The organism is Aeromonas sp. 30P (assembly GCF_051919805.1).
Taxonomy (GTDB): domain Bacteria; phylum Pseudomonadota; class Gammaproteobacteria; order Enterobacterales; family Aeromonadaceae; genus Aeromonas; species Aeromonas veronii.
The window spans coordinates 395,032-414,552 of sequence record NZ_JBQBEA010000001.1; the positions used below are offsets into that span (position 1 = coordinate 395,032).

18 protein-coding genes and 1 pseudogene are annotated in these 19,521 nt (G+C 59.1%); 18 read left to right on the top strand and 1 reads right to left on the bottom strand.

Features of this window, described 5'->3' with window-relative positions:
* Positions 1-50: 50 nt before the first annotated feature.
* Entirely contained in the window at positions 51-974 is a 924-nt protein-coding gene (locus tag ACTG2B_RS01970; RefSeq protein WP_439996899.1) for a 1-aminocyclopropane-1-carboxylate deaminase/D-cysteine desulfhydrase, read from the bottom strand.
* Between the two features lie 86 nt (positions 975-1,060).
* Here ACTG2B_RS01970 and ACTG2B_RS01975 point away from each other — a divergent pair, with 86 nt between their 5' ends.
* From ACTG2B_RS01975 to ACTG2B_RS02060, 18 genes and pseudogenes are all read left to right on the top strand, one after another.
* Positions 1,061-1,924 (top strand): hypothetical protein, encoded by an 864-nt coding sequence (locus ACTG2B_RS01975; RefSeq protein WP_026035092.1) that lies wholly within the window; start codon positions 1,061-1,063, stop codon positions 1,922-1,924.
* Complete coding sequence (locus tag ACTG2B_RS01980) at positions 1,924-2,517, top strand: PilN domain-containing protein (protein WP_069528443.1); 594 nt, start codon at positions 1,924-1,926, stop codon at positions 2,515-2,517. Before ACTG2B_RS01975 ends, ACTG2B_RS01980 begins: the two co-directional genes overlap by 1 nt.
* Positions 2,517-3,164 (top strand): MSHA biogenesis protein MshJ, encoded by a 648-nt coding sequence (locus ACTG2B_RS01985; protein WP_111900321.1) that lies wholly within the window; start codon positions 2,517-2,519, stop codon positions 3,162-3,164. Before ACTG2B_RS01980 ends, ACTG2B_RS01985 begins: the two co-directional genes overlap by 1 nt.
* Entirely contained in the window at positions 3,157-3,486 is a 330-nt protein-coding gene (locus ACTG2B_RS01990) for a SctD/MshK family protein (protein ID WP_108540866.1), read from the top strand. The genes ACTG2B_RS01985 and ACTG2B_RS01990 overlap by 8 nt, the downstream gene beginning before the upstream one ends.
* A 70-nt stretch (positions 3,487-3,556) precedes the next feature.
* Entirely contained in the window at positions 3,557-5,230 is a 1,674-nt protein-coding gene (gene mshL, locus ACTG2B_RS01995) for a pilus (MSHA type) biogenesis protein MshL (protein ID WP_110304182.1), read from the top strand.
* A 92-nt stretch (positions 5,231-5,322) separates the two neighbouring features.
* The gene (mshM, locus tag ACTG2B_RS02000; protein WP_120416286.1) at positions 5,323-6,213 is read left to right on the top strand and encodes an MSHA fimbrial biogenesis protein MshM; all 891 of its coding nucleotides are present in this window, start codon (positions 5,323-5,325) and stop codon (positions 6,211-6,213) included.
* Positions 6,210-7,304 (top strand): tetratricopeptide repeat protein, encoded by a 1,095-nt coding sequence (locus ACTG2B_RS02005; protein WP_416245523.1) that lies wholly within the window; start codon positions 6,210-6,212, stop codon positions 7,302-7,304. Before mshM ends, ACTG2B_RS02005 begins: the two co-directional genes overlap by 4 nt.
* A gap of 74 nt (positions 7,305-7,378) precedes the next feature.
* Entirely contained in the window at positions 7,379-9,088 is a 1,710-nt protein-coding gene (gene mshE / locus ACTG2B_RS02010; protein ID WP_159164461.1) for an MSHA fimbrial ATPase MshE, read from the top strand.
* 3 nt (positions 9,089-9,091) lie between these two features.
* Complete coding sequence (locus ACTG2B_RS02015; protein ID WP_136502220.1) at positions 9,092-10,312, top strand: type II secretion system F family protein; 1,221 nt, start codon at positions 9,092-9,094, stop codon at positions 10,310-10,312.
* A gap of 88 nt (positions 10,313-10,400) precedes the next feature.
* Complete coding sequence (locus ACTG2B_RS02020) at positions 10,401-10,862, top strand: hypothetical protein (RefSeq protein ID WP_439995109.1); 462 nt, start codon at positions 10,401-10,403, stop codon at positions 10,860-10,862.
* Between the two features lie 77 nt (positions 10,863-10,939).
* Positions 10,940-11,611, top strand: a complete 672-nt coding sequence (locus tag ACTG2B_RS02025; protein WP_005348617.1) for a prepilin-type N-terminal cleavage/methylation domain-containing protein — start codon at positions 10,940-10,942, stop codon at positions 11,609-11,611.
* Between the two features lie 14 nt (positions 11,612-11,625).
* The gene (locus ACTG2B_RS02030; protein ID WP_139403112.1) at positions 11,626-12,063 is read left to right on the top strand and encodes a prepilin-type N-terminal cleavage/methylation domain-containing protein; all 438 of its coding nucleotides are present in this window, start codon (positions 11,626-11,628) and stop codon (positions 12,061-12,063) included.
* A 54-nt stretch (positions 12,064-12,117) separates the two neighbouring features.
* The gene (locus ACTG2B_RS02035) at positions 12,118-12,606 is read left to right on the top strand and encodes a prepilin-type N-terminal cleavage/methylation domain-containing protein (RefSeq protein WP_439995110.1); all 489 of its coding nucleotides are present in this window, start codon (positions 12,118-12,120) and stop codon (positions 12,604-12,606) included.
* Entirely contained in the window at positions 12,593-13,153 is a 561-nt protein-coding gene (locus ACTG2B_RS02040) for a type IV pilus modification PilV family protein (RefSeq protein WP_439995111.1), read from the top strand. The genes ACTG2B_RS02035 and ACTG2B_RS02040 overlap by 14 nt, the downstream gene beginning before the upstream one ends.
* Positions 13,154-13,191: 38 nt before the next feature.
* Positions 13,192-14,082, top strand: a complete 891-nt coding sequence (locus ACTG2B_RS02045; protein ID WP_439995112.1) for a PilW family protein — start codon at positions 13,192-13,194, stop codon at positions 14,080-14,082.
* Between the two features lie 37 nt (positions 14,083-14,119).
* Complete coding sequence (locus ACTG2B_RS02050) at positions 14,120-14,545, top strand: MSHA biogenesis protein MshP (RefSeq protein ID WP_103422546.1); 426 nt, start codon at positions 14,120-14,122, stop codon at positions 14,543-14,545.
* Positions 14,545-18,242: pseudogene (locus tag ACTG2B_RS02055) on the top strand (DUF6701 domain-containing protein). Before ACTG2B_RS02050 ends, ACTG2B_RS02055 begins: the two are co-directional and overlap by 1 nt.
* A gap of 204 nt (positions 18,243-18,446) precedes the next feature.
* Positions 18,447-19,487 carry a rod shape-determining protein gene (locus ACTG2B_RS02060; protein WP_005340051.1) on the top strand — a complete coding sequence of 347 codons (1,041 nt, stop codon included), beginning with the start codon at positions 18,447-18,449 and terminating at the stop codon, positions 19,485-19,487.
* Positions 19,488-19,521 lie beyond the last annotated feature (34 nt).

Here is a 19,521-nt window from a genome sequence, read left to right on the forward strand (position 1 = left end):
GCAACCCTCTGTTGTTTGCGGTGCTGTTTGCGGTTGCCTTCAGGCGGGGGTCACAATCGCCCCTGCTCCCGCAGCCCGGCGAGTCCTTGCATGCCGCCGGTGTGGATAAAGACGATTTTGCTGCCGGGGGCGATACGGCCTGCCGCCAGCTCGCGAAACAGCCCCCACATCGCCTTGCCGCTGTAGATGGGCTCAAGGGGCAGATCGGTCGTGGCGCTGAAATCCTGCACCCACTGCCAGAGGGCCGGGCTGAATTTGGCGTAGCCACCGTCGTGGTGATCGAGCGCGATGCGCCAGCCGGGGATATGGGCCGCCGCGGGATGGAGGCGACACACCTCGTCAGCGATAAAGCCGCCTCCTTTCAGTACCGCAATGGCGAGGATCTGCTCCCGATCCTGTTTCCCAGCGATCAGGCCCGCCAGAGTGCCGCCGCTGGCGCAGGGCAGTACCCAGAGATCCGGCGAGAAGGGCACTTCGCCGACCAGTTCCGCCACCCCGGGGATGGCCAGCGGGCTGCTACCCCCTTCCGGCACGATTAGGGTATCGGGGGCATCGAATTGGGCCAGCCAGTCGGGATCCTGCCGTCGCCGGTAACTCTGGCGGTCGACAAAAACGAGATCCATGCCCCAGCGCCGGGCATCCCGCAGGGTAGAGTTACTGACGGCGTCATATTCGCCCCGTATGATACCGGTAGTACGAAGACCAGATTGGCACCCCGCTGCCGCCAGCGCATGGATATGATTGGAGTAGGCGCCGCCAAACGAGAGCAGATGCCGTTTTTCGTGCTCTTTGGCATGCAGCAGGTGGTACTTGAGCTTGCGCCACTTGTTGCCGGAGATGGCCGGATGGATCAGATCATCCCGCTTGCACCACAGCTCGACGCCATAGCGGGTCAGCAACGGATGGTGGAGGCGTTGCAGGGGGAAGGGAGGATGACTTGACCCTCTGACTCGGCGGAAAGGTTGGCTTGCAATGGTGAGTCCGTCTTTTAATCTGGAGGCTAATCTGCTGTTTATGTTAATATTTCATACATTTAATCACTATTGATGGGCGGGCTTACATGAAACAACTGTTCAGACGGTCGACGCCAAGCCGCCAGGTCGGGCTCTTGCTGGCCAATGACAGGATCATGCTGGCAGCGGTGGGCAATCCCCCCGTCTTCGCGACGCGCACCATCAACGGCCCACAGGAATGGGCAGTGGCCATGAACGAGCTGTTCAGCCGTCATGGGCTGGCCAAGTCTACGGTGCGGGTGGCCCTCGCCGCCAGCCTTTATCAACAGATCCAGATCGACAAGCCTGCCGTGCCTGACGCCGAGATGGCGGGGGCGCTCCCCTGGGCTATCAAGGATTATGTCAGCGAACCCGTGCTGCAACTGGCGATGGATTATGTGGACTTGCCCACCCCGCCTGCCGGTCGCCCGCGCATCAATGTGATCTGCCTGCCCAAGAGCCGGGTGCAACAGCTGGCCGATGCCATCAACGGCATCGCGACCCTGCAATCCATCATCAGCGACGAATTGGCGCTGACCTCTCTCTATGACGCGGATGACACGGTGCGCATGCTGCTGTGGCAGCCCAAGGGGCAGGATCTGCAACTGCTGGTCTTCCATCAGGGCGGGCTCTGCTTCTCCCGCCAGCTGCGCGGTTTTACCAGCCTGACTGGCGAACATGAGCCGGACAGCATGCTGCTCGATTCACTGGCGCTGGAGATCCAGCGCTCCCTCGACTATCTGGCGGGCCAGCTGAAATTGCCCGAGCTGGGGCAGATGCAGTTCGCCGTCGCCTCGCCCTTTATCGGTACCCTGGTGCGCCACATGGAGCAGACCTTCGGCTTTGCCGTCTCCGCCATGGCCAACAAGGCGGTCCTGGCTGGCGTTGAGTACCTGTCGGCCTATGCCGCCGCCATCGGGGAGGATGCGTGATGAAACGTCAGATAAACCTCTATGGCGCCGAGTTTCGCCCCAAGCGGCAGTGGGCCAGCCTCAACCAGATGGCGCTGGTATGGGGCTTTGCGCTGCTGCTGATCCTGTTGACGGGTGTTGGTTACAGCTGGCAGCAGCAGCAGGTCAGCCGGGCGCTGGCGCAGCGCTCTGCCGAGCTGGAACTCAAGCGCAGCGAGGCGCAGCGGCTCGATGCCGAGCTGGCGCGCCATCAGGCAGATCCCCGGCTGCAACAGCAACTGGTCAACAAGCAGGATGAGCTGACGGCCAAGCAGGGGCTGATGCGCCAATTGGGCAGCCTGACCCTGCAAAAATCCCAGGGCTATGCCAGCGTGATGGCGGATCTCTCCCGCATTCGCAGCAGCAACCTGTCGTTGCAGCGCATCGAGATCAACGAAGGGCGGATCAACCTCTCCGGCTTTGCCGGACGCAGTCAGGATGTGCCGGCTTGGGTCAACCGCTTCAAGCAGACCCCGAGTCTGGTGGGCAAGGAGTTTGGTGAATTGACCCTCGGCCGTGACAAGGAGGGTCGTTTGACCTTCCAGTTGAGCGGCATTGCGCGGGAGAAACCCTGATGAACCTGAAAGCACAATGGCAGGCATGGGGCCAGCGTATCGCCGTGTTGAGCCAGCGGGAGCGGGTGTTGATCCTGCTGACTGGTCTGGTGCTGCTGGGCGCGGCCGGACTCTACGGCTGGCTCGATGGCGCTGATACCCGCCTGCAGCAGGATCGCATGGCCCTGAGCGCCGCCGAGCGCGACCTCGAAATCATGGAGCTGGAAAACCTCGGCAAACAGGCCCGGCTCAAGCGGGATCCCAATCAGGGAGTTCGCGACCAGCTGGCGCAGGTCGAAGCGGATCTGGTCCGGATCGACGATGAGCTGAAGGCACAGACCGTCGATCTGATCCCGGCGCACGAGATGCCGCTGGTGCTGGAGGCGCTGCTCTCCCGCTCCGCCAACCTTCACATGCTGGCCCTCAGTTCGCTGGAGCCGACCCCGCTGATGGCGGGGGAGCAGAAGGTCAATCTCTACAAGCATGGTATCCGGCTTCAGCTTGAAGGCGGCTATTTCGATGTGTATCAATATCTTAAAGCGCTGGAAGCCTTGCCGCGACACTTTTACTGGAAGCAGTTCGACTATCAGGTCAAAGCCTATCCCGGCGCGGTGGTGGAGATGGAGATCTACACCCTGAGTACCAGCAAGGAGTTTATCCGTGGCTAGAGTGTTTGCGTTGTGCTGTTGCCTGTGCAGCTTGCTGGTGCAGGCGGAGCAGGTCGAGGTATTGCAGGATCCCACCGCGCCGCTGGCGGATGTGGCGGTTGGCGCCCGTGCGACCGGCGAGAGCAGCGCCGGTTTGCCGAAGCTGCAGAGTGTGGTGCTGGGCAATGGCCCGGCACTGGCGGTACTCAATGGCAAGAGTTATCGGGTCGGGCAACAGGTGGACGGCTATACGCTGGTGGCCATCAATGCCGATGCCGTGGTGCTGGAAAAGGCGGGAAAACGCCATGCGGTAACACTGTTTGCCAGCAAGATCCGGGTTTGAGTCGTGCTTGCCTCTCGAGAGGTGAATCGGCTTTATCGAGTTTAATTGCAAGTCAGGGTGCCCTAATTACATGAAAAAACACCGTCTCTGTCTGATCACCGTGGCCATGATGGCTGCAGGCTGTACCACGTATCAGCACCCCGAGCCGACCCAGGCGAAGGATGCCCTCAAACAGGCCATGAACGAACAGCAGAAACAGGCTGCCCCTCTGACCGCTTTGCCCAAATCGGTGCAAAGTGAATTGCTGCAGCTGAACCGGCCGCAGATGCCGGTCGGCATGCCGGAGAAGCGGCTGCGTATCGCGGCTCACGATGTGGAGGCGGTGGAGTTTTTCGGTTCCCTGTTCAAGGGCTCCCGCTACAGCGTGGCGGTTCACCCCGGGGTGGCCGGGCTGGTTTCCGTCGAGCTCAAGGATGTGACTCTGCCGGAGGTGCTGGCGGTGGTGGGCGACATGTACGGCTTCGACGTGCAGCGCAAGGGCAATGTCTTCCATATCTATCCGGCGGGTCTGCGTACCGAAACCATCCCGGTCAACTATCTGATGATGTCCCGCCGTGGCCTCTCGCGCACCTCGGTCAGCACCGGCGGGGTGACGGCCAATGACAGCAATAACAGCAGCGACAGCAGTTTTGACAGTGCATCGAACAACAACAGCGGCAGCAACAGCTCAACCAGCAGCAACTCGAGCGGTGACAACAACAACGGCACCCGTATCGAAACCGACACCAACAGCGACTACTGGACTGATCTGCGCGACTCCCTGCAGACCCTGATTGGCACGGGTGACGGTCGCGCCGTGATCACCAGCCCGCAGGCGGGTCTGGTCACCATTCGCGCCTATCCGAAAGAGCTCAAGGCGGTGCGTGAATTCCTGACCCAGTCCGAGAGTCACCTCAAGCGGCAGGTGGTGCTGGAGGCGCGGATCATCGAAGTTGCCCTCAACGAAGGGTATGAACAGGGGGTGGACTGGAGCGGTCTCTCCGCCAGCTGGGATGGCAACAAGGGGATTACCGGTGGGCAGTCGCTTGCCAATACTCAGCTGCCCAGCACCCCCAACCAGATCTTCAGTGCGCTGGGGGGCGGTGCAGGCTTCAAGATCTCTGATGGCAACTTCAATGTGGCGGTCAACCTGCTCAAGACCCAGGGCGATGTGAATACCCTCTCCAGTCCCCGTGTCACCGCAACCAACAACCAGAAGGCGGTGATCAAGGTGGGGACGGACGAGTATTACGTCACCAATGCGTCCACCACCATTACTACTACCTCGACGGGCACAGACAAGACGCCTAACGTGGAGCTGACCCCCTTCTTCTCCGGTATTGCGCTGGACGTAACGCCGCAGATCGATGAAGAGGGCAAGGTGCTGCTGCATATCCATCCCTCGGTTATCGATACCGAAGAGCAAAACAAGGTGATCGACATGGGTACCTCGGGTGGCAAGTTGCAACTGCCGCTCGCCAAGAGCTCGATCCGCGAATCCGATACCGTGGTGCAGGCCAATAACGGTGACATCATCGTTATCGGCGGCCTGATGAAGACCGACAAGCAGGAGATCGTCAGCAAGGTGCCGCTGCTGGGGGATATTCCCTGGGTGGGTGAAGCCTTTACCAACCGCCGCGAGAGCACCAAGAAGGTGGAGCTGGTGATCATGCTCAAACCGACCGTGGTGGAGAAAGATACCTGGCAAAACGAGCTGCAACGCTCCTCCGAGCTGCTCGACAAGTGGTATCCGGCCAAGGGCTGATCCATGACACCAGATACGGTCACCCTTATCCCGAACGGCCTGTGCTGCCTTGCCAGCACAGGCTGCTTGCTTGCCGTGGCAGGTGAGGTCTCATGTACCTGACCCACTTCGGCCTGCAGGAGGCACCGTTCAGCCTCACTCCCAACACCGGCTTCTACTACGGCCTGCCGCCTCACGAAGAGGCGCTGCAGGTGCTCAACTGGGCGCTGGCGCAGGGGGAGGGCTTTATCAAGGTGACCGGCGAGGTGGGTACCGGCAAGACCCTGCTCTGCCGCAAGTTGCTCAGCGAGCTGGGCTCGGAAGCGCGTCCGGTGCGGCTTGCCTGGTTGCCCAATCCCCACCTCACTCCGGCCGAGCTGCGCATCGCGCTGGCGCTGGAGCTGGGGTTGGCGGTACGGGATCAGAGCGAGCTGGATCTGACCGATCGTATCCATCGTCACCTGATCAGCCTGCACCAGCAGGGCAGCAGGGTGGTGGTGCTGATCGACGAGGCGCAAGCGCTGCCGGACGAGACGCTGGAGGCGATCCGCCTGTTCGGCAATCTCGAGACCGAATCGAGCAAGTTGCTGCAGATCGTGCTGTTCGGCCAGCCGGAGCTTGATGCCAGACTGGCCAAGCCGCATCTGCGCCAACTGCGCCAGCGGATTGGCTTCTCCTACTGCCTGCGGCCGCTGCGTTTTGACGAGACCCGCGCCTATCTGGAGCACAGATTGCAGGTCTCCGGTTACCGCGGGGCACCGCTGTTTGCAGGTCGAGCCATGCGTCTGTTGTGGCGGGCATCGCGAGGGATCCCGAGACTGATCAATATTCTGGCGCAGAAGTGTCTGATGCTGGCCTATGGTCAGGGTGTGCGTCAGATCGACAGTCGTCTGGTCCGGCTTGCCATTCGCGATACCGACGATGCGAGCCGCTTTGCGCCACGGCGCTGGTGGCCCCTGTTACTGTTGCTGGGGTGCGCCCTGGCTTATGGAGTCTGGCCATGAGCGTTATCAACCAGATGCTGAAAGATCTGGATCAGCGTCAGCAAGGATCCGATGGCGCTGCCGTCTATATTGCCCCTGCGCGTCAGCAGGGATGGTGGATGTTGCTGCTGACCCTGATCTGCGGCCTGGCACTGGGGATCCTCGGTTGGCGAACCTGGATCTACTGGCAGCAGACCCATACCGTGACGGCTGCCAGTGAAGTGCTAGCTCCCGATGCGGTGACTCCCGATGTGGTGGCAAGGGTCGCCGCGCCCGTCAGCCAGCCCGAGCCGGTCGAGGTGGCAGCCGCCCTGCCGTTGCCAAGTCAGGATGAGGTGAATGATGAGGCAGGCGAGAGTGACTCGGATGGCATGGCCGACGGTGCGCCCTTTGATGCCTCCAGCGATGTTGACGAGACGGAGCCGACCGATGAAGAGCTGCAGCCCGAGCTTTACGCCGAACTGGCGGCAGAGCAGCAGGCAGTCGCCAGCGCGCCGCGCAAACCGAGCGTATTGAAGATCGAGACGGTGGAGCTGTCGGCCAAGGAGCTGGCGGCACTGGCGGAGCGCAAGGCGACCACCGCCATGGCCAAGGGAAGCCTGCGGGATGCGCAGGACAACTACTATCAGGTGCTGGCCCACGATCCCTACAACCAGGGGGCGCGCGAGCAGCTGGCGGGGCTGCTCTACGGCGAGGGCCGCCTGACCGAGGCGCGTCAGCTGCTGGAAGAGGGGATCCGGCTCGATCCCCAACAGGCCGATTTTCGTCTGCTACTGGCCCGCCTTGCCATCAGCGAGGGGCAGCAACAGCAAGCGCTTGGCTGGCTGTCCGGCTATCAGCCGGATCTCGCCAGCAACATGGACTACTACGCCACCTGGGCAGGACTGACTCAGGAGCTGGGCCAGAATGCCGATGCGGCAGCGCTCTATGTGAAGCTGCTGCGTCAGCAGCCGGATCAGGGCCGCTGGTGGCTTGGTCTCGGCGTGGCCGAGGATGGTCAGGGTCACAGCCAGCGGGCGCTCGATGCCTATCGCAATGCCCTGCTGCACGGCAACCTCGGCGAGGCATCGACCAACTGGCTGGAACAACGAATTGGCCAACTAACCCCTTGATAAACAGCAGGTTCGATTAGCGAAGCGGAATCGGATGCGGCAACGGGTGTGAAGTAACAGAGATCGGAGCAAACATGGCACAACCCAGACTGAAAATGCGCCTCGGCGACCTGCTGGTACAAGAGCAGATCATCTCTGATGATCAGCTGCAGCTTGCCCTGCAGCAGCAGCGTCAGACCGGCCGCAAGCTGGGCACCACTCTCATCGACCTCGGCTTTATCAGCGAGGTGCAGCTGTTGCAGTTCCTCGCCCGCCAGCTGGATGTGCCCTTCTTCGATCTTAACAACCTCACCATCGACGCCGCCGCGGTGCCGCTGCTGCCCGAAGTGCAGGCGCGTCGCTATCGGGCGCTGGCGGTCAACCTTACCGACGACAAGGTGACGGTGGCGATGTCGGACCCGGCGGATCTGAGCGCACTGGATGCCGTCGCCGCCCTGCTCAGCCCGCGCATCATGGTGCTGGCGGTGGCGCGGGAAGGGCAGCTGCTGGAGTATTTCGACCGCCTCTATCGCCGTACCCGCGAGATTGAGAGTTTCGCCGAACAGCTGCAGGAGGAGTATCAGGACTCCGGCTTCGAGCTGGGCTCCAGCAATCTGGGAGCCAATGACGAGGGGGAGGCGACGGTGGCCAAGCTGCTGCGCTCCCTGTTCGAGGATGCGGTGCAGGTGGGGGCGTCGGATATCCACATCGAACCGGACGAGAAGGTGCTGCGCATTCGCCAGCGGATCGACGGTATCCTGCACGAGAACATTCTCAACGAGGTGCGCATCGCCCAGGCGCTGGTGCTACGCCTCAAGCTGGTGGCGGGGCTCGATATCTCCGAAAAGCGCTTGCCGCAGGATGGCCGTTTCAATATGAAGGTGCGCGGTCGCGATGTGGATGTGCGGATGTCCACCATGCCGGTGCAGTATGGCGAGTCTGTGGTGATGCGTCTGCTGGATCAATCCTCCGGCATTCTGTCGCTGACCGAGACCGGCATGCCGCCTGAGATCCTGACCCGTTTCCGTCGCCAGCTCAAACGCCCGCACGGCATGATCTTGGTGACCGGCCCGACCGGTAGCGGCAAGACCACCACCCTCTATGGCGCGCTCTCCGAGCTCAACCAGTCCAGCAACAAGATCATCACGGTAGAAGACCCGGTGGAGTATCGTCTCTCCCGCGTCAATCAGGTGCAGGTCAACCCCAAGATCGGCCTCACCTTCTCCAACGTGCTGCGCTCTACCCTGCGTCAGGATCCGGACATCCTGCTGGTGGGTGAGATGCGGGACAACGAAACGGTTGAGATCGGTCTGCGTGGCGCCATCACTGGTCACCTGGTGCTGACCACCTTGCACACCAACGATGCGGTGACCAGTGCCTTGCGCCTTATCGACATGGGGGCGCCCGGCTATCTGGTGGCGAGCGCCCTGCGGGCGGTGGTCGCCCAGCGGCTGGTGCGGCGGGTATGTGAGCACTGCGTCGAGGAGAAGGCGCCGGATGAAGGGCAGGCCACCTGGCTCACCGTACTCTCCGGCGAGGCGCCCGGCCAACACAACTATCACAAGGGCCGGGGTTGCCAGAGCTGCAACTTTACCGGTTATTCCGGCCGGATCGGGGTCTACGAGCTGCTGGAGCTGGATCAGCCGATGATGGATGCCCTGCGCCGCAATGATGCGGAAGGGTTCGCCAAGGCGGCCCGGCAACATGAACACTACCGGCCGCTGGCCCTCACTGCCCTCGATTATGCCCGTCAGGGGATCACCTCGGTGGATGAGGTGCTGCGACTGGCCGAGGATTTGGGGTAAGCGATGGCTAACTTTGCCTACAAGGGGCGTGACAGCCAGGGCAACGCCACCAGTGGCGTGGTAGAAGCGGCCAACGAGATGGCGGCCGCTGAACAGCTGATGCGCCGTGGCGTGATGCCCACCGAGCTCAAACCGGGCAAGGCCAAATCCGCTGCCATCGACTGGTCACTGTTGCTGGAAGGGGGCGTCAAGCTGGATGAGCTGGTGATCTTCAGCCGCCAGATGTATGCCCTCACTCGGGCCGGGATCCCGATCCTGCGTGCCATCGCCGGGCTGGAGGAGGGCACCCATAGCAAGCCGCTTAAGCGGGCGCTTCACTCGCTGGGGGAAGATCTTGGCAACGGTCGCCCGCTCTCCAGCTCGATGCAGGCGCACCCCAAGGTGTTCAGCAGCCTGTTTGTCGCCATCATCCATGTGGGTGAGAACACAGGTCAGCTGGAAGAGTCCTTCTTGCAGCTCGCCAACTATTTCGAGCTGGAGCTGGAGACTCGCAAGCGGATCAAGACCGCCATGCGCTACCCCAGCTTCGTGATGATCGCCATCGGTATTGCCATGGTGATCCTCAATATCATGGTGATCCCGGTGTTTGCCGGCATGTTCGCCAAATTCGGGGTGGAGTTGCCGCTGGCGACCCGCATTCTGCTCGCTACCTCCCACTTTTTTGTCAACTACTGGTGGCTGCTGCTCGCTATTCTGGCGGGGATGGTGTTCGGTTGGCGCCGCTGGGTCGCCACCACCAAGGGCAAGCTGACCTGGCACCGCTGGCAGCTCAAGTTGCCGATCGTCGGCACCATCATAGAGCGCTCCCTGCTGGCCCGTTTTGCCCGCAGTTTTTCCATGATGCTCAAGGCAGGGGTGCCGCTGAACACCGCGCTGACCCTGGTGGCCGATGCGGTGGATAACGCCTATATGGCGGGGCGGGTACGGGATATGCGCGCCGGTATCGAGCGGGGCGAGAGCCTGCTTCGCACCGCCAGTAGCAGCGGCCTGTTCACCCCGCTGGTGATGCAGATGATCGCCGTGGGTGAGGAGACCGGTCAGGTCGATGACCTGCTGCACGAAGCGGCCGAGTATTACGAGCGCGAGGTGGATTATGACCTCAAGAGTCTCACCGCTCGGATCGAGCCGATCTTGATCGGGATCGTGGCGGTAATGGTGTTGATCCTGGCGCTGGGTATCTTCACACCGATGTGGGACATGATGCGCGCAGTTCGCGGCAAGTAATCTTGCTGGAACTGGATATCTTCACACCTGAGTGGTGGGACATGATGCGAGCCGTAAGAGGCAAGTGATCGGTGGAGTCGAGGGCTGGATGAGCAGACAGACGCAGCAGGATGATCGCTGGCTGACCGGATATCGGCGGATCGCCATGATCATCCTGCTGATGGTGATCGTGGCGACCCTGGTGCGCAGCTATCAGGGCCACCGGGAAGAGGCGCAGCAGCTCACTCTCACCTTGCTGGGGGAGCAATTTGCCGAGCGGGCACAGCGTTTGCACGGCATTTGGCTCGATGAGCGGCGTCCGCAGACTCTGCATGCCGCCGGCAAGAGGTGGCAGTTTGATGCCCGAGGGTGGCCCCTGGGGCTGGTGCCGCTGCAATCCCCTTCGGAAAATTGCCGTCAGTTGTGGCTGGCACTGATGGGTGAGACGAAGGGGGGCATGCCTCCTCTGCAGGTTCTGGCCCGCCCCGATGGCAATGGCTGCGAGATGGGGTGGGATGGTTATTGGCTGGTTTATCAGTTTTCTGACGGGCGGGTGATGAAAAAGCCTTGAATGAAACTAATCATATGACCCAACTACATGATTTTTTTGGGCCTGCATGAAATAATGCGGGGCATTACGGAGGGAGCATGACAATGAAACCAATGGCACCAACAATGCCGGAAAACGGGATGAGGAGACGGTCTGCCGGCTTCTCCCTCATTGAGCTGGTGATCGTTATCGTGATCCTGGGGATCCTGGCGGTGACTGCGCTGCCACGCTTTCTCGATGTGACCGATGAAGCGAAAAAGGCCAGCGTCGAGGGAGTCTCCGGCGGTTTTGCTACCGGCGTTTCGCTGGTGCGGGCGCAATGGGAGGCGGAAGGTCGCGCCAAACAGGACAGCCTCAATACCGTGCTCTATGACGGCAGCCGCTTCTATCTGACCACTCCGACCGATACCCAGATCAGCAACGGCGAGCTGTCGCCCGGCTATCCCATGGATACCGTTGCAAGCGGTAATCCCGATGTGGATCCTGCTAATCTGACCGCCGAACGTTGTCTCAATATTTGGGAGGGGTTACTGCAAAACCCGCCCAAGGCTACGGCCAGCTTCAATGAAGTGCGCGGTAGCGGCAATGACCTGAAATACTATGCCACAGTGAGCAGTAATGGACTGGATTCGGTCTGCCGTTACTATTTGGTCAATAGTTTGAGTAAGGGCAGTGATGGCAAGTATCAGGATCCGCAAGGCAAGACTGATGCATTTATGAGTTTCAGTTACCGTCCGGCGTCCGGTCAGGTGACCACCAATATTAACTGACAGAGGAAAGTGAAATGAAAAAACAGGCGGGTTTTACCCTGATCGAACTGGTTATCGTGATCATCATTCTGGGTATTCTGGCGGTCACCGCTGCACCCAAGTTCCTGAATCTGCAGGATGATGCCAAGAAAGCAGCTGCTGATGGCGTAAAAGGTGCAGTAGCAAGTGCATCCCAACTGGTCTATAGCCGAGCAGTATTGGATGGTAGCGAAAAAGATGACACTGGTACTAAGACGGTGAAGCTTGCTGATAACTCTACCGTTACTATCAAATACGGATATCCAACAGCGACTTCTGGTGGTATTGGTAAAGCTGCGACCATCGACCCTCTTTGGGTTGGTAGTGTTAGTGGTTCTACCTATGTGTATCAGACTTCAGGTTCTACTTGCACTGTGGTCTACACCGAAGCGAATGCCAGTGGTGCTGCATCTACAGCCAAGTCTGGTTGCTAACCGGTTCTATGAAAGCGGGGCTAAAGCCCCGCTTTTTCTATCGAGAATGAGTCGATGCAAAAAGGCTTTACCCTGATTGAACTGGTACTGGTGATCCTGTTACTCGGGATTCTGGCCGCCTTTGCCGTGCCCAAATGGCTGGGCAAAGGCGGCTTTGAAACTCAAACCGTACGTGACGAGCTGCTGACCCGGCTGCGGCTGGTACAGACCGTCAACATGCATGAGCCTGCCAACCGCTGTACCCAGCTGGTGGTTGCCTCTCCCCGTTTTGCCCACCGTACTTATGCGGCGTGTCCCGCCAGCGATGACCTGGATACTAGTAGTGGCTGGACTCCCCAGTTGGAGACCCGTGGTCGACTGGTTACGCCCTCTGTCGGTATCTCCATCTCCCTTGATAACAACAACCGCTTCGTGCTGCGCTTCGATCAGATGGGCAGACCGCTAGGCAGCTGTGCCACCGGTTGTACCTTGCTGGTGAGTGATGGTCGCGAAACCAGCCGCATCATAATTGAGTCAGAGGGGTTTATCCATGAGATCCCTTAAGCGTGGTTTCACCCTGATTGAGCTGATCGTTGGCATAGTGCTGCTGGCGGTGGCTTTGACCGGCATTTTGGGGTTGCTTATCAATCAGGCGCCGCAGGCGGTAGACCCGGTGCAGCAGGTACGCGCCGCCCAGCTGGCCCAGCGCCTCTCCGGCGAGATCCTGCAAAAGTCGTTTGATGAACATTCGGATCATAACGGTGGTCGTTATCGTTGTGGCGAACAGGTTGCGGGGGTGACCATCTCTCCCTGCTCCACCAGTTATGGCCCGGATGGCGAGCCCGCATCCTATGCCTATAACGATGTGGATGATTTCGATACCGCAGGTAACTGGGTGGATGCCAACACATTGACCCAAACTGAGGCGGGAGTCAGCAGCGAGGAGTATCGCAACTATCAGGTGAAAATTGCGGTGAGCGGTGCCGATTTCAGCGATGGCACCTTCAGGAGTTGTGCCGCGCCCTGCTCGGTGGGCAAGCGTATTGATCTGCAGATCAAGCTGCCGGATGAGAGCGTGCTCGACTTCTCCTTCTACCGGGGGAACTACTGATGGATCTCTCCGCTATCGGGTGTTGCTTGCCTGTCCGAATGTCCGCGCCTGTAACCACTTCCGGCATTCGATTACGCCTGGCGGCCAATCGAACCTACCGTAAACCTCGGGGTAATCGTGGCTTTACCCTGGTCGAGCTGGTGATGGTTATCCTGCTGCTCGGGATAATGGCGACCTTTACCAGCCAGTTTATCGGTATCAGTACTCAGATTTATGGCGATGCCAGCAGCCGTGAGCAGCTGATGAGCGATGCCCGCTTCGCCATGGAGCGGCTTAACCGCGAACTGCGCGATGCGGTGCCGGGCTCGGAGCGGATCGAGACGACTGGCGGGACATGGGACGACACCGGCGCCTGTTTGCGGTTCTGGCCCATCAGCACCTCGAGCCGCTATTTGGCGCTTAACCGCGCCATGTCGGGGAGTTCGGCTACCCTTGAGCTGGTGATGGCGACCCCGGCTTCTGCTGCCAATCCGCTGGATGTGGATGCCACCGCCGTTAAAAAAGACGATCAGCTGATTGTATTCCCCGTGCCGGACAAAAATGTCGGTTCGCTTACTGCAGGCTGCGATTATGGCCGTTGTGTAGCCAGGGTTACCGATGTGCTGACGCCCGTATCCGGAGCGCAAACCATCCGCTATACCAGTGCCGAGAGTCTGACTGGCCTCTCTCCAGGCAGCCGGGTCTACTTTGCCAACCAGCAGGTTCGCTACTGTGTGGAAGGAAACACGCTGACCCGTGCCACAGCCCCCATTGGAGCATCCTTACCTGCACAGGGCGTGTTGATGGCGGATTCCCTTCGTATTGGCACCTTCTATCGGGAAACCTCGGCGTTTAACGCCGAAGGGGAGTTTGGCATGCGCTTTGTCTTCGAGCGCAAGGGGGAGTCGGTCACCTTCAACCACAAGATAGAGGTGTTCAATGTGCCCTGATCCACAGGCTTTCGGACGGATGCGAGGCAGTGCCTTGATGATCGCCCTGTTTGTGATTGTGGTGATGGCGCTGCTGGCGGCTGCAATGGGCCGTTTTCTGGTCGATAGCGGCGAGAAAAATACCGTGGAGGTGCGCAGCGTGCGGGCCCTGCTGGCCGCCCAGAGCGGTCTGGAAGTGGCACTCTATCGGTTGTTCCCCAAGCGCACTCTTGCCCAACCGAACCCACCTGCGGTCTGCCTGGCAAGCAGCCCACTGAGCTTTGCCAGCAATCCAGGGCTGACCAACTGTCAGGCTGTGGTTCGTTGCGCCACGGTGCCGGTGACCTATAACGGATCTGTGACCAATGGCTATCGTCTCGAGAGTGTCGGAACCTGTGGCAGCTCGGACCTTAACAGTGCCAACCCTGATTTTGCCGTGAGCCGAACCCTGATGGTCGAAGCTTATGATGGAGGAACTCCCTGATGCGCAATTTATGGATCGTCGCAGCCGTGTGGCTATTTAGTGGCGCAGCAGGGGCGTTTCAGGTGATTGATACTGCGACCTATTTCCCGGCAGTGGCTCAGGGTCATCGGGGTAATACCGGTTATTCGTGTAATACGCTAGGTAATCCTGCTCTTACCCAAAATGGTCAGGCCAAAATCTCAGGGACGGCAGGCGCAGCCTTGAGATATTGCACGTCAAATCTGGGGTCTGGCTTGCCACTCGATGGCTGTGATAACAGTAATGGTTCGCGTCGCCAATGTACTGTCACCGGTTCGACGATTCAGGGACTCTCCATTACAAGTGGCAACGCATTCCTGACTAGTAATGGTAGTAATGGCGGCATTTCTTATTGCAATGCCGGTGACTCGATTAACTTGGGCAGTGCCACTCAGTACCAGTTTTCCAGCCTCTCTCTTTATAACAGCTGTACTGTGACCTTTTCTTCAGCCCGTACAGAGTATCGGATCCAAAAACTGGAGGCGGGCAGTGGTGCCAAGCTGGTATTGCCGAGCGGAGACTACTGGATCGATCAGTTAACCCTCAACCAAGGAGCGGAGATTGAAGTTCAGGGAGATGTGCGGATCTTCGTCAATCAGGCTACGCAGTTCAACGGTGCTGTTCTGAACAGATCCAGTATGGGTTCTCTGTTGCTTTTCGGATATCAGAATATCACTCTGAACAGCGATACTTTGCTGAATGGGTTTGTTTATTCTGATCAGGCTTTAGTGATGAACAATACCTCAGTCATCAACGGTCGTACGACCAGTCGATCTCTGACAATGGCGAGTAACAGCGCCATCAATGACCAAGCGTTTACACCTTCCCTCACCTGTTTTAACGATAACTTCTCATCAGGTTCGCTGAGCAGTGACTGGGTGGTTAAAACCAGTAGCGGCTCGTTTACTCCCTCGATTGTCAGCGGTCGTTTACGTTTGACTCAAGCTGCTGGCAATCAGTCTACATCCACTACCTATCAGCGTCTGTTTCCTGCTGCCAACAACTTGGTGACGATTACCTTTAATCATTATGCCTATGGAGGAAACGGGGCTGATGGTATGGCGGTCGTACTATCCGACGCGACAGTAACACCGCAGCCCGGAGCATTTGGTGGCCCGCTTGGCTATGGCTTCAAGCCTGGTATCCCCGGTTTTGCAGGGGGGTGGCTGGGCGTTGGTCTTGACGAATTTGGCAATTACTCCGGTGAAGGTGGGACAACCAACGTAGGGCAGCGTCGTCAGTCAGTTGTGATTAGAGGGTCTGGTTCCGGCACTGCTGGTTATAGGTATCTACGCGGTACCTGTAACAATGGTGCGAGCAATACAAACACTGCTTGCCTTAATCCGAGGGTGGATGGTAATGGCAGCGCCAATCACAAGTACCAACTGACCATTGATTCCCGTGTTAGCGGGCAGTCGATGGTGAAAATAGAGCGGGATACCGGTAGTGGCTACGTCACTCTGATCGACTCGTTCAATGCCCAGAGTCAGAGCGGCCAGACTCAGGTGCCGAGTGACTTTTTACTCTCCCTTACCGGCTCGACGGGCGGTTCGACCAACATACATGAACTCGACAATGTGCAGATCTGCGCCCTGCGATCCAACCCGATTGGGGTGCAGATTGATCATTTCCAACTTGATCACTCCGGTCAGCCACTGACCTGCAACCCCGAGACGGTAACGGTCAAGGCGTGCGCCGATGCCGCTTGTACCACGCTTATCACAGACCCGGTTACTGCAACCCTGAGTCTTACCCCTACTTCAGTCAGCAATGGTTGGATTGGCGGCAATACTGTGAACTTTAGCGGCGGTTCGACCACGGTGCAGTTGCGCAACAATACGCCGACCGCGGTGACCATAGGCGTTTCCGGCTCGACTCCGACGACCAAACCATTCAGTACCACCTTGTGCAAGGCCGGGGCGGGGACTCCCAGTGCCGCAGCCTGTACCCTGAATTTTGCCGATAGCGGCTTCTTCTTTGATGTGCCTGATTCCTACTCCAATCAGCCGCAGACGGTGACCATCAAGGCGGTCAAAAAGAGCGATGTGACCAAGCAGTGTGTGCCGGGGTTTGCCAGTCAGACCAAGAACGTCAAGTTCTGGAGCAGCTATATCACTCCCGCCAGTAATCCCTATAACAGCCAGATGAGCGTCAACAGCAGTACGATTGGCGCCAATCAGGGAGCTGCAACGCCACTCTCCCTCGTATTCGATGCGCAGGGGCAGTCGACCATAACGGTTAAGTACCCGGATGCGGGCAAGGTGCAACTGGATGCCCGCTATGATGGTACTGGCAGTGAAGCCGGTCTGGTGATGCTAGGCGCGGATCAGTTTGTGGCACGTCCGGTCGGCCTGTGCATTACGCCCCCGCAAGGGGGCTGCGCGGCTGGTGACAGCAGTTGTCCGGTCTTCAAAAAAGCGGGGGAGGCGTTCCAGGTAGATATCAAGGCGATGGCCTGGGAATCCGCCAATGATGGGGATATCTGCGTCGGGAATCAGACTACGCCCAATTTTGCCCTGCCCAATATTGCTCTGGGCAGTACGCTGGTGGCACCCAATCCGGGCATCAATGCAACGCTGGGTACTACCGCGTATAACCATGTGGCTGCGGCCAACAGTGCCAATAGCGTTAGCCAGACCGTGAGCGAGGTGGGAGTGTTCCGTATGACGGCGACACCACCAGCCAATGGCTACTTCAATTACACCATCCCATCAGCCCAGAGCCAGCCGGTGGGGCGTTTTATTCCTGCCGACTTCAATCTGGTGAGTGGCGACATAGTGCCGGCCTGCAATGCGTTCTCCTATATGGGGCAACCCTTTGGTGTCATGCTGGATGTGCTGGCTCGTAATACGACGGGTGTACAGACCCGCAACTATACTGGGCCCTTTGCCAAGGGCGAAGCCTATATCTCGGTTGCCAATGATAAGGATGGTAAATCCCTGTCGAGCCGCTTGCGCAGTCTGCAGCCGCTGCCATGGCTCGATGGCCGTGCGGCCTTGACTACCGGTAGCAGCGAGTTTGTGCGCCTCTCTGGCACGCAACCGGATGGTCCCTACAAGTCTTTGTTGTTTGGTCTGTATATGAGGGATAACGATGGCGACAGAACGCTGATTGCCAGCCCGAATTTCAATGATGCCGTGGTAGGTAACTGCAGTGGCAGCGGCTGTAATGCCCGTCAGATAGACAGTGTGCCTATGAAAGCCTATTTTGGCCGCCTGCAGGCTGGCACGGCGGCGGGTCTTGCCTCGGCGCCGCTGGCCATTCCACTGCAGATGCAATATTACGAAGCGGGCAACTGGCTGCAAAACAAGGAAGATCAATGTACCCAGCTCTCTTTGGCCAATCAGGGGTTCACTTTCCTCAATCCGAGTCACACCTTTGATGCGGCGACTCGCGAGCTGAATTTGGGGGCGGGCGCAAGATCAAGCTGGGGTTGGGCAGTTCTGCACCAGGTGGGGATGCTGCACTGGCGAAAGACGGGGAGATCTTGTTCCACTTTGCCAAGCCGGACATCTCGGTGCGCATCCCCTACAAGGTCGAATTGGCAAAACAGCCGTCGCAGCCCCTCTGGTTGTCTGACCCAACGAGTGCCAATGACGGCAACCTGCAAGGTGAGGCCATTTTCGGCTCCAGCCGGGGTAATGACAGAATTATTTATCGGCGCGAAGTATTGCAGTAATTGATGTGTAAGGGGGGTTGGCTCAACAGCATCCCCCTAAATCCTTGTTTATTAGTGTTTGCAAGCGTGTGCGAGTGAGTGATGACTCGCATTTTTGTCGCGCCTGATTGATTGGCGACAGTTTGAGCGCTTGCCCATTGGGGTGGGCATTGGTAAAGTTAGCCGGTTTTCTGCACCTCCAAATTCTTAGGATTTCCCGTAGCCATGTTCAAAAAGCTCAGAGGCGTCTTTTCCAACGATCTGTCGATCGATTTGGGAACTGCCAACACCCTGATCTATGTAAAAGATCAAGGGATCGTCCTTAACGAACCCTCAGTTGTCGCCATTCGCCAAGAGCGCGGGAACGCCAAATCGGTCGCTGCTGTCGGTCATGCCGCCAAGCAGATGCTGGGCCGTACCCCGGGCAACATTTCCGCAATCCGCCCGATGAAAGACGGCGTGATCGCCGATTTCTACGTGACCGAGAAGATGCTGCAGCACTTCATCAAGCAGGTTCACGACAACAACTATTTCCGCCCCAGCCCGCGCGTGCTGGTGTGTGTACCGTGCGGTTCCACCCAGGTTGAGCGTCGCGCCATCAAGGAGTCCGCACTGGGCGCCGGTGCCCGTGAGGTCTACCTGATCGACGAGCCTATGGCTGCTGCCATCGGTGCCGGCCTGCCGGTATCCGAAGCGACCGGTTCCATGGTGGTTGATATCGGTGGTGGTACCACTGAAGTGGCCATCATCTCTCTGAACGGTGTGGTCTACTCCCAGTCCGTCCGTATCGGTGGTGACAAGTTTGACGAGGCGATCATCAGCTACGTCCGTCGCAACTACGGCAGCCTGATCGGTGAAGCGACTGCCGAGCGCATCAAGCACGAGATCGGCTCCGCCTATCCGGGCGAAGAGGTGCGCGAGATTGAAGTGCGTGGCCGTAACCTGGCTGAAGGTGTACCGCGCAGCTTCACCCTCAACTCCAACGAGATCCTGGAAGCGCTGCAAGAGCCGCTGTCCGGTATCGTGGCTGCCGTCATGGTAGCGTTGGAGCAGTCTCCGCCCGAGCTGGCTTCCGACATCTCCGAGCGCGGCATGGTGCTGACCGGTGGTGGCGCACTGCTGAAAGATATCGACCGTCTGCTGATGGAAGAGACCGGTATTCCTGTCGTCGTGGCCGAAGATCCCCTCACCTGTGTGGCCCGTGGCGGCGGCAAGGCGCTGGAGCTGATCGATATGCACGGTGGCGATCTGTTCCACTACGAATAAGACCCAAAGCCGGCCAGCGTGCCGGCTCTTTTTT